The following is a 21305-nucleotide window of genomic DNA, read 5'->3' as shown; positions in this document are numbered from 1 at the left end:
GAGGACGTCGCCATCTCCTAGAAAAACGCCACTTTCTTCGCCAACACGCGTCATAACTCTCTTACTACGCACGCTCGCGCGAGAAGGTTTAGATCCAGACGCCCTTGCCGACCGCGACGACGCCGCCGGCGCTGATCGCGAACCGTTCCCGGTCCTTGTCCAGGTCGACGCCCACCATCTCGCCGGGCCCCACCACAACGTTCTTGTCCAGGATGGCGTGCCGCACCACCGCGCCGCGGCCGACCCGGGCGCCGGGCATGATGACGCTGCCCTCCACGATCGCGCCGTCGTCGACGACCACGTTCGACGACAGCACCGAGTTGCGCACCGACCCGGCCGAGATGATGCTGCCGGCCCCCACCACCGACTCCTGCGCCGAGCCGCCGTTGACGAACTTGGCCGGCGCCAGGTTCTCCGTCGCCCCCCTGATCGGCCAGCGCTTGTTGTACAGGTTGAAAATCGGGTGCACGGACACCAAATCCATGTGGGCGTCGTAGAACGCGTCCAGGGTTCCCACGTCGCGCCAGTAGCCACGGTCACGGTCGGTGGCGCCGGGCACCTCGTTATCGGAGAAGTCGTAGACCGCCGCCATCCCGTCGTCCACCAGCCGCGGGATGATGTCGCCGCCCATGTCGTGGTCGGAATGGTCGTCGTCGGCGTCAGCGCGGATCGCGTCGATGAGCACCTTGGTGGTGAAGATGTAGTTGCCCATCGAGACGTAGGTGACCTCGGGGTCGTCGGGGGTGCCGGGCGGCTCCGGCGGCTTCTCGACGAAGCTGCGGATCCGGCCGGACTCGTCGGCGTCGATGCAGCCGAACGCGGTCGCCTCGGCGCGCGGCACCCGGATCCCGGCCACCGTCGCCCCGGCACCGCTGCGGATGTGGAACCGGACCATCTGCTCGGGATCCATCCGGTAGACGTGGTCGGCGCCGAACACCACGATGTAGTCCGGATCCTCGTCGAAGATCAGGTTCAGCGACTGGTAGATCGCGTCGGCGGACCCGGTGTACCAGCGCGGACCCAGCCGCTGCTGGGCCGGCACCGGGGTGATGTACTCCCCCGCCAACCCGGACAGCCGCCAGTTCTGCGAGATGTGCCGGTCCAGCGAATGCGATTTGTACTGGGTGAGCACGCAGATGCGCAGATACCGCGCGTTGACGAGATTGGACAGCACAAAGTCGATGAGCCGGTACGCGCCGCCGAAGGGAACCGCGGGTTTGGCCCGGTCCGCGGTCAGCGGATACAGCCGCTTGCCCTCCCCGCCGGCCAGGACAATGCCCAGCACATGTGGCGCTTCCCTCATGGGGATAAACCTATCGGCCGCTGCGGACCCCTGCCAGGGCAACAGGGGATTCAGCGAACTACCGTTCCGGTATGCGGGTGGCGATGATGACCCGGGAATATCCCCCGGAGGTGTACGGCGGCGCCGGGGTACACGTCACCGAACTGACCGCCCAGTTGCGCCGGCTCTGCCAGGTCGACGTGCACTGCATGGGGGCTGCCCGCGAGGGCGCGTTCGTGCATCAGCCCGACCCGGCGCTGCGCGGCGCCAACCCGGCACTGTCGACGCTGTCGGCCGACCTGGTCATGGCCAACGCCGCCGCGGGCGCCGCCGTGGTGCACTCGCACACTTGGTACACCGGGTTGGCCGGGCATCTGGCCGGGCTGCTCTACGACATCCCGCATGTGCTGACCGCGCATTCCCTGGAGCCGTTGCGGCCGTGGAAGGCCGAACAGCTCGGCGGCGGCTACCGGGTGTCGTCCTGGGTGGAACACACCGCGGTGAGCGCCGCCGACGCCGTCATCGCGGTCAGCTCCGGGATGCGTGAGGACGTGCTGCGGGTCTATCCCGCGCTCGATCCCAGCCGGGTGCACGTGGTGCGCAACGGCATCGACACCGAGGTGTGGCGCCCCACCCCACCCCAGCCGGGCGAGTCAGTGCTGGCCGACCTCGGCGTCGACCCGGACCGGCCGATGGTGGCGTTCGTCGGGCGGATCACCCGGCAAAAGGGGGTCGCGCACCTGGTGGCGGCCGCGCATCGGTTCGACCCCGGTGTGCAGCTGGTGCTGTGCGCCGGGGCCCCCGACACCCCGCAGATCGCCGCGGAAGTGACCGTCGCGGTTGAGGCGCTGGCTCGGGTGCGCACCGGCGTGTTCTGGGTCCGGGACATGCTCCCGATCGGCGGGGTGCGCGAAATATTATCCGCAGCAACGGTTTTCGTATGCCCGTCGGTGTACGAGCCGCTGGGTATCGTCAACCTGGAGGCGATGGCCTGCGGGACCGCGGTGGTGGCCTCCGACGTCGGCGGCATCCCGGAGGTGGTCGCCGACGGGGCGACCGGGTCGCTGGTGCACTACGACCCCACCGATCCGGCCCGCTACGAGCTCGCCCTGGCCGAGGCCGTCAACGCACTGGTCGCCGACACCGCGACGGCCGAGCGCTACGGCCGGGCCGGTCGTCAACGGTGCATCGACGAATTCTCGTGGGAGCACATCGCCGAGCAGACGGTGGATATCTACCGGAAGGTGTGCAGGTAGCGGTCAGCTGGATTCAGCTGGTGACGCCTTTGAGTTCGTCACCTAGTGCTGCAGCCTCGTCGGGGGTCAGCTCGACGACGAGCCGGCCGCCGCCCTCAAGTGGTACCCGCATCACGATGCCGCGCCCCTCCTTAGTCGCTTCCAGTGGACCGTCTCCGGTCCGGGGCTTCATCGCCGCCATCGAGTGCTCCCTCCAGATTTGAGCTGGCCCGTCGTCACGGACTCAGTCGGCGTCGGGTGTGCCCCGCCGTTGCCACTCCCGACGTTGAACTGCACATTCACCCCCCTATTGTTCCCTATCGGCGACCACAGGTGTACAAGACCCGGTTCTCGGCGGGTCTCAGCGCGCTGGCGGCACCCAGCAGGCCTGCAGGTGGTCATCGACCATCCCGGTGGCCTGCATCAGTGCGTAGGCGGTGGTGGGCCCCACGAACCGGAACCCGCGGCGTTTCAATTCGCGGGCCATGGCGGTGGATTCGGGGCTGAACGCCGGGATGTCGGCGGCGTCGACGGGTCGGCGCCGCGGCGCCGGCGCGAACGACCACAGCAACTCCGACAGGTCCACCCCGTCGGCCGCGCGGGCGTTGGCGATGGTGGCTTCGATCTTGGCCCGATTGCGGACGATGCCGGCGTCGGCCATCAGCCGGGCCACGTCGGCGTCGGTGTAGCCGGCGACCGTTTCGATATCGAATCCGGCGAACGCGCGGCGGAAGTTGTCCCGTTTGCGCAGGATCACCAGCCACGACAGTCCGCTCTGGAAGGCCTCCAGGCTCATCCGCTCGAACAATGCGACCCGGCCGCGCAGCGGTTGGCCCCATTCCTGGTCGTGGTAGTCGCGGTACAGCTGGGAACCGGTCGCCCACCCGCAACGCACCCGGCCGTCCGCATCGGTCATGCCGACTCCGGGTCCGGCCCGTCGTCCTCGGCGTCGACATCGGCGCCGGTGACGCCCGACGCCGGCAGCACGGTCGCGGTGGTCGCCCGCCGCAGCGGCGGCAGCGATTCGCCGCGACCGAACAGCACACTGGCCACACCGAACAGCACCAGCGCGATGAGGACCAAAACCACCAGGTAGAGCAGCACCAACGTCACGTCATCGATAGTGCCTCATCGGTACGACGGATCCGGCGGCGACCGCCGTCAGCGTGGTCGCAACGTGGCCACCACCTGGCGGCTAATCACCCCCAGCTCATCGAGCGGACAGTTACGATGGGCCCGCGCACCGAGATTGACCTGCACGATCACATCCAGGTCCAGCCGGTCTTAGGTGTCGGCGTCGCCATCGAGTGCTCCCTCCAGATCCACGCTGTCTTGCCCCCGGTGCGGACTTGGCCGACGCCGGGCACGCCCACCACACCCGACGTTGAACTGCACATTCACCCCCCGTTATTCGTAATCGGCGCCAACGCGTGTACCAGACCCGGCGATGGGCCGGTTTCATCTGCTTGAAGCCGCCCAGCAGGCCCGGATGTGGTCGTCCCGAGGACGACTCCGACGTCGCGGACTCGTTCGAGACCAAGACTGACCCGGCGACCGCGCGCGCGGTGGCCAAGGCCGAGGTCGACGCCCGCACCGCGCCGCCGGCGCTGACCAAGTCCGGTCCGCAAATGCCCGGCCGGCGGGGCCGATCCAGCCGGGCCTCGGACCGGGTCTGCGGAGCGGTGCCCACCGGCCGGCCAGTGACCATCGAGAGGAACCGCGCCGCATGAGCCTGACGTCACCGCGCACCTACCAGGGCCTGACCTTCCTCCAGGCCGTCGATGCCGCGCTGTGCATCCCACCGGTGGCCCCGACCGAGGAGGCGCTCGACACCGTCGGTGTGCCGGAGAAGTACCGGCCCGTCCTTGCCGATGGTCAAAGGCGCCTCGGCGCTGGGCTTGACCGCAGTGGCTCGGTTCCCGGCGCTGACCCGGCTCACCACGGCACTGCTCACCGTGTATCTCACCCTCGCGGCCGGCTCGCACCTGCGAGCCAAGGACTACAGCGCGGGCCTAGCGGCGTCGTCGTCGCTGTTGGCGTTGTTCGCGGTGCTCACGGTCAAGGGGCCGGAGCAGAGCCGGTCGAATCAGTGACCGCCGCCCGAGCGCACCAGCGCCGGGTTGCCGGGAGAACGGCCAGGACACCAGCGGCGACCGCCGGCGGAAGCGCGATCAGCGGCAGAACCGGGAAGACGGGGAACAGGCGACTGGCGATGGCCACCGGCGCAAAGAACTCGCCGCCGGGCTGTTCCCAAACGGGCGTCGTCGTATTGACGACCAGCCCGCCGACCGCCAGCACGCCCACTACCGCGCTACCCGCCGCGGCGAATACCGGGCCGCTGGATCGACGGCCCACCATCCGGGCGCCGGCGATCAACAGCATCACCACGGTGTACAGCAGTGTGGCAGCGACGATGGCCGACCACCAGATCGATCCGGTGAGGTCCGGACGCTCTATATCCGGGCGGGCCTCCGCCGCGTAATCCACCCAGAACAGTGCCAGCCCGATCAATGGCAGCAGCGCCGCCGCGGTCAGGAAACTCAGTGTTGCCGCGGCGATGGCGGTCTGACGTCCCCTGGGGGATGGCGTCGTCACGGTTGGTCCTCATAGGACGCGTCGAGCTTCAGCACTCGCGAATCCTTGTCGGCGCGGTCGCCGAGGTAGACATTGCCTTCGGCGTCGACGGCGATGCCGAAGACGCCTTCCGGGACGGTGAAGGGCAGATCGGTCTTGTCGCTGGTGCCGGCCGCCAGTTTCCACGCCCCAGAGTTCCACGCCCCAGAGCCGTCGGCGCCGTACAGATTGCCGGCGACGTCGGTGGCCAGCGCCGAGGTGTACCTCCATTCGAGGCCCGGCATCTTGGCCGGAAGCGCGGCATCCGGATCGAGCTTCCATACCGCGGGTCTCCCATCATCGGTGGGGGAACTGGTGTGGCCTGAGGTAGCGACATAAACAGCGCCAGCCGGGTCCACCGTGACAGCATTTGGCCAATCAAGGTTCGGGAACGGCAAGAGCGTGGGGGTTTCGTCGCCCGCGCTGAGTTTCCACACTTGGCCACTGTTCGGCAATCCGTTGGAACCAATCCCATCGGTTACGTACACGCTTCCGCGACTGTCGACGGCGATGCTGGTCGGATGGTGGACTTCAGGCAGCGCGATGGTTGACGGTTCGGCTTGGACTGCAACCAGCTTCCACGTGGCGATCACCCCGCGGCCAGCACCGCGGCTGCGATCGCTGTAGTCCGTCCCGACGACATAGAGATCATCTGCGGTGTCGACGGCCAACGCCTGGGCAATCCGGTGGGTCTGGTACCCGAAGGCTTGTAACACGGTGGGGCCTGCGGCGCCGGGGGGCAGCTTCAGCACCCGCGTTTGATCGTCGATGACATAGGCATTGCCGGTTGAGTCCACTGCCAGACCGCCTGCCGACTGCAGTCCGTTGAACGCCAGTGTGGTGATAGGAGGAGGTGGTGGCGGCGGAGGCGCCGGTCGAAACGGCCCGATGCCCGCGGCGGCGATGACGGTCGCGGTCAGGAGGGTCGCGATCATCGCCAGAGCGCTGATGACGGCGGCCCGCGAACCGCGCCGCTCCCGCTGCGGATTCATCGGGCGAGGCGGCTTCGCCGTCGCAGGCGCCCCGAAGTAGGGCTGAGGAGGTACCGGCGGGGCGGGCTGCATCGAGCCGGGCGCCAACTGGGTGGGTGCGTTGTGGGGCGCGGCCTGCGTGGGTGCGGCGTGGGGCTCGACCCGGGCCGGAGTCTGGCCGATTGCGTGTCGTGCGGCCCTGACGAGTTCGCGTGCGTTGGGGTAGCGGTCTGCGGGGTTCTTGGCCATACCGGTGACGATGACGTCATCGAGGGCTGCCGGGAGAGCGGGGTCGTGGCGGCTGGGTCGCGGGATCGGTGCGGTGAGATGAGCGGAGATGAGTTGGGGCAGGTCGACGCTGGTATATGGGGGTGTTCCGGTGAGCATTTCGTACAGGACACAGGTCAGCGAGTAAATGTCAGAAGACGCTCGGACGTCGGCGTTGTGGGTGAGGCGTTCAGGCGCCAGATACGCGAAAGTGCCAATGGTGGTGCCGGTACTGGTGAGTTTGGTGTCAGCGGCGGCATTGGCCAGGCCGAAGTCCACCAGGTAAGCGAAGTCGTCGTCGGTGAGCAAGATGTTGGCGGGTTTGACGTCACGGTGCACCATGCCGGCAGCGTGCGCGGCGTCCAATGCGGCGCCGACATGCGCGACGATCCCGACAGCGCGGTCCGGTTCCAGCGGACCCCGTTTGAGCACGACGGCCAGGTCGTTGCCGTTGATCAGGCGCATGTCGATGTAGAGCTGGCCGTCGATTTCCCCGCAGCCGTGAACCGGGACCACATGCGGTTCGTTGAGCGCGCCGGCGGTACGGGCTTCGCGGAAAAGCCGTTCACGGAAGCCAGGGTCGTGACCGTAAGTGGGATTGAGCAGTTTCAGCGCGACCCGCCGGTGCATGACGGTGTCCTCGGCCTCATAAACCTCGCCGAAACCCCCGGCGCCAAGCAACCGCGTCAACCGGTACTTCCCGAACACAGAGCCAACACGGGAACCGCGACCACCAACACCCGCCGTCGAATCCACGCCCGTCCCTCGCCACCTGTGTCGTCAACCCACCGCAGTCTAGGGTCGAATCTTGGCTGCTGCGCACCAGCGTGCCATGGCCGTCGATTCCGGGGTCGAGGACGGGATCTGGGCAAACTCGGTGGGTCGCGGCCGGGGCGGCGCGAACGACCACAGCAGCTCGGACAAGTCCAGCCCGTCGGCCGCGCGCGCGTTGGCGATCGTCGCCTCGATCTTCGCGCGATTACGGACGATGCCGGTGTCGGCCATCAACCGGGCCACGTCGGCGTCGGTGTAGCGGGCCACCGTCTCGATGTCGAAGCCGGCGAAGGCGGACCGGAGTTTGTTCCGTTTGCGCAGGATCACGAGCCACGACAGCCCGCTCTGGAAGGCCTCCAGGCTCATCCGCTCGAACATCGCGACCCGCCCGTGCAGCGGCTGACCCCATTCCCGGTCGTGATAGTCGCGATAGAGCTCAGAACTGGTGTCGGCCCACCCGCGGCGGACCTTGCCGTCGGGTGTCACGACGGCTCCGGGCCCTCGCCGGTGTCTTCGGCGGGGGCGTCGTCGCGGGCGTGGACCGCAGCGAGTTGGCCACGGAGTTGGTCGAGTTCCTGGCCCAGCCGGTCCAGCACCCAGTCCACCTCGCTGGTCTTGTAGCCGCGCAGCACCTGGGTGAACTTGACGGCGTCGACGTCGGCGCCGGTGACGCCCGACGCCGGCAGCACGGTCGCGGTGGTGGCCCGCGGCAGCGGCGGCAGCGATTCGCCACGACCGAACAGCACACTGGCCACGCCGAACAGCACCAGCGCGATGAGGACCAACACCACCAGGTAGAGCAGCACCAACGTCACGTCATCGATAGTGCCTCATGGCCCGGGGAGCCGGCCGGTCAGCGCGGGCGCAGCGTGTTCATCGGCGGCCGGTCGGCCAGCGACACCGCCGAGGTGCGCGGCAAAAAATCCTCCCCGTCGGCGAAGAACTGGGTCAGGCCCACCCCGGAGTCGCCGATCCCGCAGCGGGACAGCAAGGTGGCGACCACCTGGCGGCTCATCACCCCGAGTTCGTCCAGCGGCCGGTTGCGGTGCGCCCGCACCCCCAGGTTGACCTGTGCGATCGCGTCCAGACCCAGTCGGTCGTAGGTGTCGACCAGCAGGCCGATCTCCACGCCGTAGCCCGGCGCGAACGGCACCGACGTCAGCAGTTCCCGGGTGCCGGCGTACTCGCCGCCCAGCGGCTGCAGGACGCAGCCCAGCCCCGGGCGCAGCGCGGTCAGCAGCGGGCGGGCGACCAGCTCGGTGACCCGGCCGCCGCCGTTGGCCTCCTCGGTGCCGTTGACCTTGAGCGGGCGCCGGTAGAACCCCTTGACCAGGTGGACGCCGTCGCCGGTGAGCAGCGGGCCGACCAGTTTGGGCACGAACATCGGGTCGGGGTCGATCAGGTCGGAGTCGATGAACACCACGATGTCGCCGCTGGTCGCCGCCAGCGACCGCCACAGCGCCTCGCCCTTGCCGGGCTGCGGCGCGAGCTCGGGCACCGCTTGTTCGCGGCTGACGACGCGGGCCCCGGCGGCGATCGACCGGATTTCGGTGTCGTCGGTCGACCCGGAGTCCAACACGATCAGCTCGTCGACGAGGCTGCCGACCACCGGGGTGATGCTGTCGATCACCGATTCGATGGTCTTTTCCTCGTTGAGGGCGGGCAGCACCACCGACACGGTGCGCCCGGTGTGGGCCTTGGCCGCCACCAGCTCGGCGACGGTCCACTCCGGCCGGCTCCAGGTGCGCTCGGACAGCCAGACGTCACCGGAGAACCCGGCCAGGGCCTGGTCAGCCAGTTCGGTCATCTGCGCCGCTCCTCCTCATCGCTTCGTCGCGCTCCCCGCTGGGTCACGCCAATCCCCGCACGGTGCGCACGGGTGCGCGGTCGCCCTGGATGGCTGCCACCATCTCCAGCACCCGTCGGGTGGGCCCGACCTCATGCACCCGGAACATCCGGGCGCCCGCCGCCGCGGCCAGCGCGGTGGCCGCCAGCGTTCCCTCCAGGCGTTCGGTCAAACCCACCCCCAGAGTCTCCCCGACGAAGTCTTTGTTGCTCAGCGCCATCAACACCGGCCATCCGGTGTTAACAAGATCTTTTGTGTGCCGCAACAACGCCAGGCCGTGGAAGGTGTTCTTGCCGAAATCGTGGGTGGGGTCGATCAGTATCCGATCCCGCGCCACCCCGGCCGCCGCCGCGCGTTCGGCCGCGGCGGTGACCTCGCCGATCACCGCATCCACCACGCCCCGGGTGCTCGTCCCGTAGCACACCCGGAACGGACGGGTGCGCGGCGCCGCGCCGCCGGTGTGCGAGCACACCAGCCCGGCCCCGAATTCGGCGGCCACCCCCGGCAGGGCGGGATCCACCCCACCCCAGGTGTCGTTGATCAGGTCGGCGCCGGCCGCGCACGCGCGGCTGGCCACCCCCGACCGCCAGGTGTCGACGCTGATCAGCTGGTCCGGGTAGGCGCCGCGCAGCCATTCGATGAACGGCACCACCCGGGCGATCTCGGCGTCCTCGTCGACGCTGTCGCCGGGCCCGGCCTTGACGCCACCGACATCGATGACGTCGGCGCCCTCGGCGATGACGCGGTGCACCGCGGACTTGGCGGCTTCGTCGCTGAAGGTGGCGCCCCGGTCGTAGAAGGAGTCCGGGGTGCGGTTGACGATCGCCATGATCAGCGCGCGGTCGCCGGCCACCGGACGACCGCAGAGGGTGGAGTGCACCCGTCTATCGTGCCTGGTCGGCTTCCCGCGGTGTCCAGCGCGGGCGCATTAACCCTGCGGGCGCTTACCGGCCGCCACCTCGTCGGGGTAGTCGGCGTAGTAGGGCACATAGCCCTCGTCGCGGCTGGCCAGCACGTACAGCGGGTCCTCGATATCGTGGCCGTCGGCGCCGTAACCCTGTTCGCGCAGCTCGACCTTGCGGCTTTTGAACGTGGTGGTGTGTTCCATCGACTCCACCACCCGCACGAACAGCGGCAGCGCGTACGACGGCAGCCGGTCATAGACGGTGCGAGCCAGCGCGCCGCCGTCGAACTCGGCGCCGTCGCGGAGTTTGACCGCGGCCATCCCGGCGCGGCCACCGGTGCGCGGAATCTCCACGCCGTAGACCGCGCACTCTTCGACGCCCGCGTCGGCGGCCAGCGCCGCCTCCACCTCGGTGGTGGCGACGTTCTCGCCCTTCCAGCGGAAGGTGTCGCCGAGCCGGTCGGCGAACGCGGCGTGCGCCATCCCCTGCGGGCTCATCAGGTCGCCGGTGTTGAACCAGCAGTCGCCGGTCTTGAATGCGTTGCGCACCAGCTTCTTTTCGCTGGCCTCCGGGTCGGTGTAGCCGTCGAACGGGGAGAGCCGGTTGACCGGGCTGAGCAGCAGCCCGGGCTGACCGGCCGGTACCTTACGGACCCAGCCGTCGTCGCCGCGCAGCGGTTGACCGGTGTCGGGGTCGTATTCCACGTAGGCCAGCGGGGTCGGGCAGATCCCGGTGCTCTTGGGCACGTTGAAGATATTGAGAAACGCGGTGTTGCCCTCACTGGCGGCGTAGAACTCGCAGACCCGTTTGATGCCGAACCGGGCGGTGAACTCGTCCCAGATCTCCGGGCGCAGGCCGTTGCCGCAGATCACCCGCACCTTGTGCGCCCGGTCGGTGGGTTTGGCGGGCTGGTTGAGCAGATAGCGGCACACCTCGCCGATGTAGACGAACGCGGTGGCGTCGGCGGCGATCACCTCATCCCAAAACTTCGACGCCGAGAACGAGCGGCCCAGCGCCAGCGTCGCCCCCGCATTGAGCACCGACGACACCGCCACCGTCAGCGCGTTGTTGTGGTACAGCGGCAGGCAGCTGTAGAGGGTGTCGGAGCTCTTCAACCGCAACCCCAGCCCGCCGAACCCGGCCAGCGCCCGCAGCCAGCGGTAATGCGTCATCACGCTGGCTTTGGGATACCCGGTGGTGCCCGAGGTGAAGATATAGAACGCGGTGTCTTTGGCCAGCACCGCCGACACCGACGCCGGGTTGCCGGTGGGAGCGGTGGCGGCCAGTCGCTCCATTTCCTCAATGGTCATCGGGTCGGCCACCGCGCCGCACTCGGTCACCGCGCTGACCAGATCGGACTCGACGACCAGCAGTTTGGCGTCGAGCAGCCCCAGGCTGTGGGCCAGCACGTCGCCGCGCTGGTGGTAATTGACCATGCCGGCGATGGCGCCGGTTTTGGCCACGGCCAGCATCATCAGCACCGCATTGGGCGAGTTGCGCAGCATGATGCCGACCACGTCGCCGTGCCCGACGCCGCGCGCGGCCAGCACCGCAGCGTACCGATTGACGGTGGTGTTGGCCGCACGGTAGGTCAGCTGCTGCTCGCCGAACTTCAGGAAGACCCGGTCACCGTAGTGCGCGGCCCGGTCTTGGAACACCTTGCCGATCGAGGACTTCGAGGTGGGCCGGGCGAGCAGCCCGGTCGCTACGCCGCGCAGGATCGACGGTGCATCGGCCAATAGCCCCGGCAGCCCGGTTGCGATATCAGCCAATCCCACCGAGGTACGGGCACCGGAAGGGTCAGACACGTTATCCCTCGTTTCGCTGTCTCTTGGCGGCCAAGCGTATCGCCGACGTCGCCGCTGGTCGACACGGCCCGAGCCGGTCCGCAGGCGCGACGACCCGGCCGCAGGCGCGGCGAGGATTCACCGGGGCGCGCAGGCCGCCAGCGCCGCATCCAGCTCGTCGACGACCAGCAGCCGATCCAGCGCGGCCTGCCGGACGTAACCATCGTCGATCAGCCCGTACAGCCAGGCCCGCAGCCCGTCGTAGTGGCCGTGCGGGTCGAGCATCACCACCGGTTTGTCGTGGAAACCCAGGTAGCCGGCGGTCCACGCCTCGAACAGTTCCTCGAGTGTGCCGATGCCGCCGGGCAGCGCCAGGAACGCGTCGGCGCGCTCCTCCATGATCTGCTTGCGTTCCCGCATGGTGTCGGTGACGATCAGCTCGTCGGCGTCGACGTCGGCCAGTTCGCGGTGCACCAGCGCCTTGGGGATCACCCCGACGGTCCGCCCGCCGCGGTTCCGTGCCGCCACCGACAACGCGCCCATCGCCGACACATTGCCGCCGCCCCACACCAGCGTCCAGCCGCGGTCGGCGATCGCCGCACCCACCTGGCTGGCCAGCGTCAGCAGCTCCGGGCGGGTCGGCCCGGACGCGCAGTACACACACACCGCCCAGTTCACATCCGAAAGGCTATCGGGCCCCTACCCGGCACCGTAAAATCCGCGCGGTGCCGGTTCGGTGGAATGTTCCCCAACATGCGGCCGCAGCGCGGCAACTCGATGCCGCGCTGAATGGGGCCCGGCGCGGCGCCGTGGTGCTCGGACCGGACGGGGTCGGGAAATCCACGCTGGCCCGGTTGGCCGCCGAACGCGTCGCCGCCCAGCACCCGGCCACCCTCATCCGCTGGGTGACCGGCACCCCGACCGAGGCGGTGGTCCCGTTCGGGGCGTTCAGCCACCTGGTGGAGATCGCCGACCTGGGTAAGCCGGCCGCGTTGCTGCGGGCCGCCCGCGCGTCACTGTCCCGCGACGCGGCCGCGAGTGGCACTCCTGCGACGTCGGCCGCGGCGTGTCCGTCGTCAGGTTGCCACTCGGCGCCCGAGGGCGATCTGCTGCTGGTCGTCGACGACGCGCAATACCTCGACGTGTTGTCGGCCACCCTGGTGTATCAGCTGGCGCTGGCCGGGGTGGCCCGGATGATCGTCACCGCCCGCGCCGACACCGCCCCCGCGGCCATCGCGGCGCTGTGGACCGACGCCCTGCTGGACCGGCTCGAGGTCGAACCGCCCGGCGGGGCCACCTCGGCCGCCGAGGTCGACGCGTATCTCGCCGAGTTGCCGGCGCCGGCGCGGGCGGTGCTGACCTATCTGGCCGTGCAGGAGCCGCTGGCGCGCACTGATCTGGAAAGCCTCACCGGCGCCGACGCGCTCGCGCTCGCCGAGGACCTGGGTGCGGTGGAAACCCGGGTGCGCGGCGGGCGCGGACCCGACCCGGTGGTGTACACCGCCCACCCGCTGTTCGCCGACCGCACGCTGGTCGCGCTGGGCGGCGACGGGGCGCGACGGGCCCGCACCGAGCTGGTGACGCTGCTCGCCACCCACCCGGTCACCCATGTCAGCGACCGGCTGCGGCTGGCGGCGCTGGCCGCCGGCAGCGACGCACCGCAACCGGTCGACGACGTCGTGGCGGGCGCCCAGCAGGCGCTGCGGCTCGGGGATCTGGCGCTGACCGAACGGCTGGCCACCGCGGCCCTGGACCGCGGCGCGGGCCTGCCGGCCCGGTTGGCCTTGGCGTACGCGCTGGGCTACCAGGGCCGCGGCCGCGAGGCCGACGCGGTGCTGGCCGTCGTCGACCCGGCCGTCCTGCCCGAACCCGAGCTGATGGCGTGGGCGCTGCCCCGGGCCGCCAACCAGTTCTTCATGCTCAACGAGCCGGAGCGGGCCACCGCGTTTTTGCAGGCCACCCGCAACCGGGTCACCACCCCGAGCGCGCAGACCACCCTGGACGCGCTGACCGCCACGTTTGCGATGAACGCCGGCAACCTGGATCGCGCCGTCGAGGTCGCCGACCGGGTGCTGGCGTCGCCCGACGCCGGGGATACCGCGGTGGCGTGGGCCGGCAGCGCCGCCGCGCTGTGCGCGGCGCGGCAGGGCCGCGTCGACGACGTCGAACCCGCCGCCCGCCGCGCGTTGGACGCCGAACATCCCGGGCTGCTGCGGTTCACCATCGGCCTGGCCCAGATCACCGCGCTGGTGCTGGCCGATCAGCTCGGCACCGCCCGCGAGTTGGCGCAACAGTTCACCGACTTCGCCGAGCTGCAGCAGCCGGGCCGCGCGATCGGCGAGGTGCTGCTCGCCGAGGTGGCCCTCGCCGGCGGCGAGCATGCGCAGGCCGCGGCGCTGCTCGGGCCGGCGGCCGCCGCCCTGGAACGCACCGGCTACTCGTGGGGGCCGCTGGCGCTGATGCATCTGGCCACCGCGCTGGCCCGCGGCGGCGACATCGCCGGCGCCTCGAAAGCATTGAGCCGGGCCGAATCCCGGCACGGCACCAAGTCGGCCCTGTTCGCCCCGGAACTAGGGGTGGCGCGGGCGTGGCGGCTGGCCTGCATGCGGGATGCGCACGGCGCGGTGGCCGCCGCCCGGGACGCCGCCCGGATGGCCGAGCGCGGCGGGCAACGGGCGGTGGCGCTGCGGGCCTGGCGGGCGGCGGCGCAGCTCGGCGACACCCGCGCCGCGGATCCGCTGGCCCGGCTGTGCGCGCAGGTGGACTGCGCGCTGGGCCGGGCCGCGCTGGCCGAGGCCCGCGCGCTGGCGGCGAGTTAGCCGCTGAGGTAGCGGCGCAGCAGCTCGACCGCGGCGGTGATCTGCGCGACCGGCACCCGCTCGTCGCGGCGGTGCGCCAGGCTGGGGTCGCCGGGCCCGTAGTTGACCGCCGGCACCCCGCGGGCGGCAAACCGCGCCACGTCGGTCCAGCCGTATTTCGCCCGGACCCGGCCGTCGGCGGCGTCGACCAGAGCTTTGGCGGCCGGCTGGGACAGGCCGGGCAGCGCGCCGGCGGCGGCGTCGGTCTGCTCGATGGCCACGTCGAGCCCGTCGAACACCTCGTGCACATGGGCCAGCGCCTGCTCGGGTGACCGGTCCGGGGCGAACCGGAAGTTGACCGTCACCGAGGCGGCGTCGGGGATGACGTTGCCGGCCACGCCGCCGTCGATGCGCACCGCCGACAGCCCCTCGCGGTAGGTGCAGCCGTCGATGTCGACGGTGCGGGCCCGGTACTCGGTGAGCCGGCCCAGCACCGCGCCCAGTTTGTGGATGGCGTTGTCGCCCATCCAGGACCGCGCCGAGTGGGCGCGGGTGCCGCCGGCGCGGATGACCGCGCGCAGCGTGCCCTGGCAGCCGGCCTCGATGTAGCCGCCGCTGGGCTCCCCGAGAATGGCGACGTCGGCTGCTAGCCAGTCCGGCAGGTCGCGTTCGATGCGCCCCAAACCGTTGGCGGCGGCGTCGATCTCCTCGCACTCGTAGAACACCAGGGTCAGATCGTGGGCGGGGGCGTCGAGGGTGGCGGCCAGATGCAGGAAGACCGCGTCCCCGGATTTCATGTCCACGGTGCCGCAGCCGTGCAGCAGCTCGCCGTCGTCGCCGTGCGAGCGACGGCTGGGCAGGTTGTCGGCCACCGGGACGGTGTCCAGGTGCCCGGCCAACAGCACCCGGGTGGGTCGGCCCAGCGAGGTGCGGGCCAGCACCGCGTCCCCGCTGCGCAGGATCTCGAAGCCGGTGGTCTGTGCCCGCAGCGCGGCCTCGACCGCGTCGGCGATGCGGGCCTCGTGGCGCGACTCACTGGGGATGTCGACCAGGGCGGCGGTCAGCTCGATCGGGTCCCCACGCAGGTCCAGCACGGACTCACCATAACCGCCGAGCAGACGTAAAAGCCCCCTCGCGGGGCATCTCAAGGGTACTTTTGCGTCTGCTCGCGCAGGGAAAGTAGCCTGACCGCGTGACTGGAGCTTCGGGTATTGGATTGGCGACGCTGGCCGGTGACGGGTCGGTGCTCGACACCTGGTTTCCCGCACCGGAACTGACCGACGCCGGCGAGGCCGGCACCATCCGGCTGTCGGTGGCCGAGGTTCCCGACGAGCTGGCCGCGCTGACCGGACGCGACGAGGACCGCGGCACCGAGACCGTCGCGGTGCGGACCGTGATCGCCGACCTGGCCGACAAGGCCACCGACGCCTACGACGTCTACCTACGGCTGCACCTGCTGTCGCACCGGCTGGTGGCCCCGCACGGGTTGAACGCCGACGGCTTCTTTCCCCTGTTGACCAACGTGGTGTGGACCAACCACGGGCCGTGCGCCGTCGACGGCTTCGAAACCGTGCGGGCCCGGTTGCGCCGCCGCGGCCCGGTGACGGTGTACGGGGTGGACAAGTTCCCGCGGATGGTCGACTACGTGCTGCCGGCCGGGGTGCGGATCGCCGACGCCGACCGGGTGCGGCTGGGCGCGCATCTGGCGTCGGGCACCACCGTCATGCACGAAGGCTTCGTCAACTTCAACGCCGGCACCCTGGGCGCCTCGATGGTCGAGGGCCGCATCTCGGGGGGCGTGGTGGTCGGCGACGGCTCCGACGTCGGCGGCGGCGCCTCCATCATGGGCACGCTGTCCGGTGGTGGGACGCAGGTCATTTCGATCGGCAAGCGCTGCCTGCTGGGCGCCAACGCCGGTTTGGGGATCTCATTGGGCGACGACTGCGTCGTTGAGGCCGGCCTGTACGTCACCGCCGGCACCAAGGTCACCATGCCCGACGGGCGTGCCGTCAAGGCCCGCGACCTCTCCGGCGAGAACAACCTGCTGTTCCGGCGCAATTCGGTCAGCGGCGCGGTCGAGGTGGTGGCCCGCGACGGGCAGGGCATCGCGCTCAACGAGGACCTGCACGCCAACTAACCGTCGGCTCAGATCTGCACTTCGCTGATCTTGCTGCTGTCTTTCCCGACGGTCTGGCAGTAGACGTCCACCGCCGCCCGGGTTGCCGAGACCTCAAGATTAGCCGGCTCGTTGCCGTGCTGGTCCTTAAGCATCTTGGCGACTTCGGATTTCTGCTTCTCTTGGTCCTGGCTCCGGAATTCCTTGCAGGTGGTGTCGCCACCCTTGTTGGTGAGCTTGTCCACGGCCGAACAGCCACTCAGGACGCACACCGCGGCGACGATGCCGACCACGCCGATGCCGAATCGTCTCATCGTGGGTCTCCCCTTTTCGTATCGCATCGATCACCCCGCCAGCGGGCCACCAGCGAGCTTAGGCCAGCAGTTCCTTTTTCAGCACTTTCCCCATCGCGTTGCGCGGCAATCCATCGACAACCCGCACTTCGCGGGGCCGTTTGTGCACGGAAAGTTGCTCGGCCACATGGGTGATCAGCTCGTCGGGCGTGGCGTCGCCGACGACGAACGCGACGATCCGCTGGCCCAGGTCGGCGTCGGGCACCCCGACGACGGCCGCCTCGGCCACCCCGGGATGCCCCAGCAGCACGGTCTCGATTTCGCCGGCGCCGACCCGAAAACCGCCCGATTTGATCAGGTCGACCGATTCGCGCCCGACGATGCGGTGCATGCCGTCCCCGTCGACCACCGCGACGTCACCGGTGCGGTACCAGCCGTCGGTATCAAACGCCTCGGCGGTGGCGTCGGGACAGTTCAAGTAGCCATCGAACAGCGTCGAACCGCGGACTTGAAGGCGCCCAATGGTTTCCCCGTCATGCGGAACCGGGCCGCCGTCGTCGTCGACCAGCCGGGTCTGCACCCCGTCCAGCGGCAGCCCCACCCAGCCCGGGCGGCGGTCGCCGTCGACCCGGGTGGACACCGTGATCAGCGATTCGGTACTGCCGTACCGTTCGATCGGCGAGTGGCCGGTGAGGTCGGCCAGCCGCTCGAACACCGGCACCGGCAACGGCGCACTGCCCGACACCAGCAGCCGCGCCGAGCGCAGCGCCGCAGCGGCCGCGGTGTCGGCCACCACCCGCGACCACACCGTGGGCACCCCGAAGTACAGCGATCCACCCGCTTCGGCGTATCGGTCCGGTGTCGGTTTCCCGGTGTGCACGAATCGGTTTCCCACCCGCAGTGATCCCAGCAGACCCAGCACCAGACCGTGGACATGAAACAACGGCAACCCGTGCACCAGCACGTCGTCGGGGGTCCACTGCCAGGCCTGGGCCAGCGCATCCAGGTCGGCGGCCAGCGCGCGCCGGCTCAACTGCACTCCCTTGGGCGGTCCGGTGGTGCCCGAGGTGTAGATGACCAGGGCGGGGTCGTCAGGTGCCGGTTCGCGATGGCGGTGCCAGGACCGCGCATGCAGCCGAACCGGGATGTGCGGCAAGCCGCCCAGGTCGTCGGGCGCCTCCCCCAGCCAGGCCTGGGCGCGCGAGTCGGTGAGGATGTGGCGGCGTTCGGTGGCGCCGACGTCGGCGGGCACCGGCACCGCGGGCACGCCGGCAATCAAGCAGCCGGTGATGGCCAGCACGGTCGACGCCGTCGGGGGGGCCAGCACCGCGACTCGTTCGGCGCCGCCGACGCGTTCGGCCACCGCGGTCGCCGCCCCGATCAGATCGGCGCGGCCCAGCGTCACCCCGTCGATGCGCACCGCGTCGGCGAGGTCGCGTCCGTCCGGATTCAGCGAGGTCAACAGCACGCCAGCGAGGCTACCGGGTAGCGGCGCCGCGAGGTCGCAGCAGTCACCACCGGACTGATATTATTAATGAAACGTGTCCGTTAAATTGACAGTGCGGGAGGTAGGGGTGGCGACCCAGGGCCGCGGCCGACCGCAACGCTGGCCGCGCAACCGGCAGCGGGAACGGGTGCTGCAGCTGGTACGTGAGCACGACGGCGCGGTGGATGCCGCCGAACTCGCCGACCGGATGGGCTTGCACATCACCACGGTGCGGTTCCACCTGGACGCCCTGTGCGAGGAGGGGGCGGTGGCGCGGACCCGGATCAAGCCGGCCGGTGTGGGCCGTCCCCGGACCGGATACGTCGCCGTACAAGGGCGACTGGACTATCGCAGTTTTGCCGAAGTGCTGGCCCTGGAACTGGGTGCCACCGCCGAGCAGCGGCAACGACGCGCACAGCGCGCTGGGCAGCGCTGGGCGGCGCGGATCCTGGCCAGCGAAGGCGCTGCACCGCAGCGTGTTCCGGACATCGACGAGCGAATCGCCGGCACCGTGCAGGTTTTCGAGCGGATGGGCTTCGGCCCCGAAGCCACTCCGGGCGCCGGCGGTGAGCAACTCATCCGCCTGCACGGCTGTCCGGTGCGCGACCTCGCCCGCGCGCATCCGGAGGTGACCTGCGGCGTCCACCTGGGGCTGTTGCGCGGTCTGCTCGAGGGCAACCCCGATACGGCCGTGCAGGCCGACCTCGAACCCTTTGCCGAGCCGGAACTGTGCATCGCCCGGGTGCGCGCCGATGACTGAGCTGCTGGAGCGCAGCGGCGCCGACCTGACCGACCGCGCCGACGTGGAGGCGCTGCTGCGCCGCTTCTACGGCCAGGTGCTGGTCGACGACGTCCTGGCCGACCCGTTCACCGAGGTGCGGGAGGTCACCGGGCTCGACGCCCACATCCCGGTGATGGCCGACTTCTGGGAGACGGTGCTGTTTCGCGCCGGGCGCTATAAGGGCAGCGCGCTGACCGCCCACCGGCACGTTCACCAGCACACCCCGCTGTCCGCGCAGCACTTCATCCGCTGGCTGACCACGTGGCAGGCCACCGTTGACGCGATGTACCGCGGGCCGGTCGCCGAGCAGGCGAAAGTTCAAGCCACCCGGATCGCCTGGGCCATGCACCGCCGGCTCACCGGTGGCGACGCGCCGGAACTCGACGCCCTGCTCAAACGCTAACCCGGCCCCGCCCAAGGTGACTCTCGGCGCGCAGCCGCGACACCAGGTGCGGGTAGTGCAGTTCGAAGGCCGGACGCTCCGAACGGATTCGGGGCAGGTCGGTGAAGTTGTGCCGCGGCGGCGGGCAGCTGGTCGCCCACTCCAGCGAGTTGCCGTGACCCCACGGGTCGTCGACGGTCACCACCTCGCCGTAGCGCCAGCTGCGGAACACGTTCCAGCAGAACACGATCATCGACGAGCCCAGGATGAACGAGCCGATGGTGGACACGATGTTCAGGGGTTGGAAGCCGTCGGTGGGCAGGTAGTCGGCGTAGCGGCGCGGCATGCCCTCATCACCGAGCCAGTGCTGCACCAAAAACGTGGTGTGGAACCCGATCAGCGTCAACCAGAAGTGCAGCTTGCCCAGCCGCTCGTCGAGCAGCCGGCCGGTCATCTTCGGGAACCAGAAGTAGATGCCGGCGAAGGTGGCGAACACGATGGTGCCGAATAGCACGTAGTGGAAGTGCGCGACGAGGAAGTAGGTGTCGGTGACGTGGAAGTCCAGCGGCGGGCTGGCCAGCAGCACCCCGGTCAGACCACCGGCCAAGAAGGTGACCGCGAAGCCCACCGAGAACAGCATCGGGGTCTCGAAGGTCAACTGCCCCTTCCACATGGTGCCGATCCAGTTGAAGAACTTGATGCCGGTCGGTACCGCGATCAAGTAACTCATCAGGGAGAAGAACGGCAGCAGCACCGCACCGGTGGCGAACATGTGGTGCGCCCACACCGCGGTCGACAGGCCCGCGATGGTCATCGTGGCGTACACCATCATGGTGTAGCCGAACAGCGGCTTGCGGGAAAACACCGGGAACACTTCGGTGACGATGCCGAAGAACGGCAACGCGATGATGTACACCTCGGGGTGCCCGAAGAACCAGAACAGGTGCTGCCACAGGATCACGCCGCCATTGGCCGGGTCGTAGATGTGGGCACCCAGGTGCCGGTCGGCGAACAGGCCCAGCAGCGCCGACGTCAGCAGCGGGAACACCATCAGCACCATGATCGAGGTGATCAGGATGTTCCAGGTGAAGATCGGCATCCGGAACATCGTCATACCGGGGGCGCGCATGCACACCACGGTGGTGACCATGTTGACCGCACCCAGGATGGTGCCCAAGCCGGCGACGGCCAGGCCCATGATCCACAGGTCCGCACCGGCGCCCGGGTTATGCACGGCGGTGCTGAGCGGGGTGTACCCCGTCCAGCCGAAATCCGCGGCCCCGCCGGGAGTAAGGAAACCCGATACCGTGATCAACGCCCCGCATAAATACAGCCAGTAGCTCAGCGCGTTGAGCCGCGGGAAGGCCACGTCGGGGGCGCCGATCTGCAGCGGCAGCACCAGGTTGGCGAACCCGAACACGATCGGGGTGGCATACAGCAGCAGCATGATCGTGCCGTGCATGGTGAACAGCTGGTTGAACTGCTCGTTGGACAGGAACTGCAGGCCCGGCGCGGCCAGTTCCGAGCGCATCAGCAACGCCATCAATCCGCCGGCCAGGAAGAAGCCGAACGTCGTCACCATGTACAAGATGCCGATCGTCTTGTGGTCGGTGGTGGTCACCATCCGGTAGAAAAATGTTCCCTGCAGGCCGGTGCGCGGCGGGTACGGCCGAACTGCGGTCACCTCGGGCGCGGAAGTAAGAGAGGCGGTCACGTTGCGCCTCGACTCCATGGTTGCGCCATGCGCTGCCCTCCCAGTCAGTCTCGGC

Annotated in this window: 19 protein-coding genes and 5 pseudogenes; 7 read left to right on the top strand and 17 right to left on the bottom strand. The window is 69.7% G+C overall.

What is annotated here, in order from left to right; translation table 11 throughout:
* Window positions 1-88: 88 nt before the first annotated feature.
* Window positions 89-1303 (bottom strand): glucose-1-phosphate adenylyltransferase, encoded by a 1215-nt coding sequence (gene glgC / locus ACAG26_RS20280; RefSeq protein ID WP_370484856.1) that lies wholly within the window; start codon window positions 1301-1303, stop codon window positions 89-91.
* A 71-nt stretch (window positions 1304-1374) separates the two neighbouring features.
* Here glgC and glgA point away from each other — a divergent pair, with 71 nt between their 5' ends.
* On the top strand, window positions 1375-2538 hold the full coding sequence (gene glgA, locus ACAG26_RS20275) for a glycogen synthase (RefSeq protein ID WP_370484855.1): 1164 nt from the start codon (window positions 1375-1377) through the stop codon (window positions 2536-2538).
* A 13-nt stretch (window positions 2539-2551) separates the two neighbouring features.
* Here glgA and ACAG26_RS20270 read toward each other — a convergent pair whose 3' ends face one another.
* The 4 genes and pseudogenes from ACAG26_RS20270 to ACAG26_RS20255 form a co-directional block, all read right to left on the bottom strand.
* Window positions 2552-2719, bottom strand: a complete 168-nt coding sequence (locus ACAG26_RS20270) for a DUF3117 domain-containing protein (RefSeq protein ID WP_003406247.1) — start codon at window positions 2717-2719, stop codon at window positions 2552-2554.
* A gap of 159 nt (window positions 2720-2878) precedes the next feature.
* Window positions 2879-3433 carry a DNA-3-methyladenine glycosylase I gene (locus ACAG26_RS20265; protein ID WP_370484854.1) on the bottom strand — a complete coding sequence of 185 codons (555 nt, stop codon included), beginning with the start codon at window positions 3431-3433 and terminating at the stop codon, window positions 2879-2881.
* A 29-nt stretch (window positions 3434-3462) separates the two neighbouring features.
* A pseudogene (locus ACAG26_RS20260) lies at window positions 3463-3630 on the bottom strand (cell division protein DivIVA); the annotation flags it as partial.
* Window positions 3631-3681: 51 nt separating this feature from the next.
* A pseudogene (locus ACAG26_RS20255) lies at window positions 3682-3801 on the bottom strand (glucosyl-3-phosphoglycerate synthase); the annotation flags it as partial.
* 182 nt (window positions 3802-3983) lie between these two features.
* Here ACAG26_RS20255 and ACAG26_RS20250 point away from each other — a divergent pair.
* Both ACAG26_RS20250 and ACAG26_RS20245 read left to right on the top strand, forming a co-directional pair.
* Window positions 3984-4247: a hypothetical protein gene (locus ACAG26_RS20250; RefSeq protein WP_370484853.1), complete on the top strand. Its 264-nt coding sequence runs from the start codon at window positions 3984-3986 to the stop codon at window positions 4245-4247.
* Window positions 4244-4610: pseudogene (locus ACAG26_RS20245) on the top strand (DoxX family protein). Before ACAG26_RS20250 ends, ACAG26_RS20245 begins: the two are co-directional and overlap by 4 nt.
* Here the strand turns inward: ACAG26_RS20245 and ACAG26_RS20240 are convergent.
* From ACAG26_RS20240 to ACAG26_RS20205, 8 genes and pseudogenes are all read right to left on the bottom strand, one after another.
* Complete coding sequence (locus ACAG26_RS20240) at window positions 4576-5112, bottom strand: hypothetical protein (RefSeq protein ID WP_370484852.1); 537 nt, start codon at window positions 5110-5112, stop codon at window positions 4576-4578. The pseudogene ACAG26_RS20245 and the gene ACAG26_RS20240 sit on opposite strands and share 35 nt — an antisense overlap.
* Window positions 5109-7124, bottom strand: a complete 2016-nt coding sequence (locus ACAG26_RS20235; RefSeq protein ID WP_370484851.1) for a serine/threonine-protein kinase — start codon at window positions 7122-7124, stop codon at window positions 5109-5111. Before ACAG26_RS20235 ends, ACAG26_RS20240 begins: the two co-directional genes overlap by 4 nt.
* 69 nt (window positions 7125-7193) lie before the next feature.
* Window positions 7194-7628: pseudogene (locus ACAG26_RS20230) on the bottom strand (DNA-3-methyladenine glycosylase I); the annotation flags it as partial.
* Entirely contained in the window at window positions 7625-7957 is a 333-nt protein-coding gene (locus tag ACAG26_RS20225) for a DivIVA domain-containing protein (protein ID WP_370484850.1), read from the bottom strand. The pseudogene ACAG26_RS20230 and the gene ACAG26_RS20225, both read right to left, overlap by 4 nt.
* A gap of 38 nt (window positions 7958-7995) precedes the next feature.
* Window positions 7996-8949, bottom strand: a complete 954-nt coding sequence (locus ACAG26_RS20220) for a glucosyl-3-phosphoglycerate synthase (RefSeq protein ID WP_370484849.1) — start codon at window positions 8947-8949, stop codon at window positions 7996-7998.
* Between the two features lie 43 nt (window positions 8950-8992).
* A pseudogene (gene folP / locus ACAG26_RS20215) lies at window positions 8993-9978 on the bottom strand (dihydropteroate synthase).
* Window positions 9917-11701, bottom strand: coding sequence for a long-chain-acyl-CoA synthetase FadD6 (fadD6, locus tag ACAG26_RS20210; protein WP_370484848.1), 1785 nt, complete (start codon window positions 11699-11701; stop codon window positions 9917-9919). Before fadD6 ends, folP begins: the two are co-directional and overlap by 62 nt.
* 117 nt (window positions 11702-11818) lie before the next feature.
* Window positions 11819-12358, bottom strand: a complete 540-nt coding sequence (locus ACAG26_RS20205; protein ID WP_370484847.1) for a TIGR00730 family Rossman fold protein — start codon at window positions 12356-12358, stop codon at window positions 11819-11821.
* 47 nt (window positions 12359-12405) lie between these two features.
* On the opposite strand from ACAG26_RS20205, the gene ACAG26_RS20200 reads away from it, so the two are divergent.
* Window positions 12406-14499, top strand: a complete 2094-nt coding sequence (locus tag ACAG26_RS20200; RefSeq protein WP_370484846.1) for an AAA family ATPase — start codon at window positions 12406-12408, stop codon at window positions 14497-14499.
* On the opposite strand, the gene dapE is transcribed toward ACAG26_RS20200, so the two are convergent.
* Window positions 14496-15572 carry a succinyl-diaminopimelate desuccinylase gene (gene dapE, locus ACAG26_RS20195; RefSeq protein ID WP_370484845.1) on the bottom strand — a complete coding sequence of 359 codons (1077 nt, stop codon included), beginning with the start codon at window positions 15570-15572 and terminating at the stop codon, window positions 14496-14498. The two genes, ACAG26_RS20200 and dapE, sit on opposite strands and share 4 nt — an antisense overlap.
* Window positions 15573-15670: 98 nt before the next feature.
* On the opposite strand from dapE, the gene dapD reads away from it, so the two are divergent.
* Window positions 15671-16615, top strand: a complete 945-nt coding sequence (dapD, locus tag ACAG26_RS20190; RefSeq protein ID WP_370484844.1) for a 2,3,4,5-tetrahydropyridine-2,6-dicarboxylate N-succinyltransferase — start codon at window positions 15671-15673, stop codon at window positions 16613-16615.
* Window positions 16616-16623: 8 nt separating this feature from the next.
* Here dapD and ACAG26_RS20185 read toward each other — a convergent pair whose 3' ends face one another.
* A complete protein-coding gene (locus ACAG26_RS20185; protein ID WP_370484843.1) occupies window positions 16624-16908 on the bottom strand; it encodes a hypothetical protein in 285 nt (94 codons plus the stop codon).
* Window positions 16909-16966: 58 nt separating this feature from the next.
* Window positions 16967-18355 (bottom strand): acyl-CoA synthetase, encoded by a 1389-nt coding sequence (locus ACAG26_RS20180; protein ID WP_370484842.1) that lies wholly within the window; start codon window positions 18353-18355, stop codon window positions 16967-16969.
* Window positions 18356-18428: 73 nt separating this feature from the next.
* Between ACAG26_RS20180 and ACAG26_RS20175 the strand changes: the two genes are divergently transcribed.
* On the top strand, window positions 18429-19133 hold the full coding sequence (locus ACAG26_RS20175; protein ID WP_370484841.1) for a helix-turn-helix transcriptional regulator: 705 nt from the start codon (window positions 18429-18431) through the stop codon (window positions 19131-19133).
* A complete protein-coding gene (locus tag ACAG26_RS20170; protein ID WP_370484840.1) occupies window positions 19126-19557 on the top strand; it encodes a group III truncated hemoglobin in 432 nt (143 codons plus the stop codon). Before ACAG26_RS20175 ends, ACAG26_RS20170 begins: the two co-directional genes overlap by 8 nt.
* On the opposite strand, the gene ctaD is transcribed toward ACAG26_RS20170, so the two are convergent.
* Window positions 19547-21268, bottom strand: a complete 1722-nt coding sequence (ctaD, locus tag ACAG26_RS20165) for a cytochrome c oxidase subunit I (protein ID WP_370484839.1) — start codon at window positions 21266-21268, stop codon at window positions 19547-19549. The genes ACAG26_RS20170 and ctaD overlap by 11 nt on opposite strands.
* Between the last annotated feature and the right edge of the window lie 37 nt (window positions 21269-21305).

Source organism: Mycobacterium sp. pUA109 (genome assembly GCF_041287095.1).
Classification (GTDB): Bacteria; Actinomycetota; Actinomycetes; order Mycobacteriales; family Mycobacteriaceae; genus Mycobacterium.
Note: the sequence above shows the minus strand (reverse complement) of the source record. Positions and strands in the feature narration are given on the sequence as shown.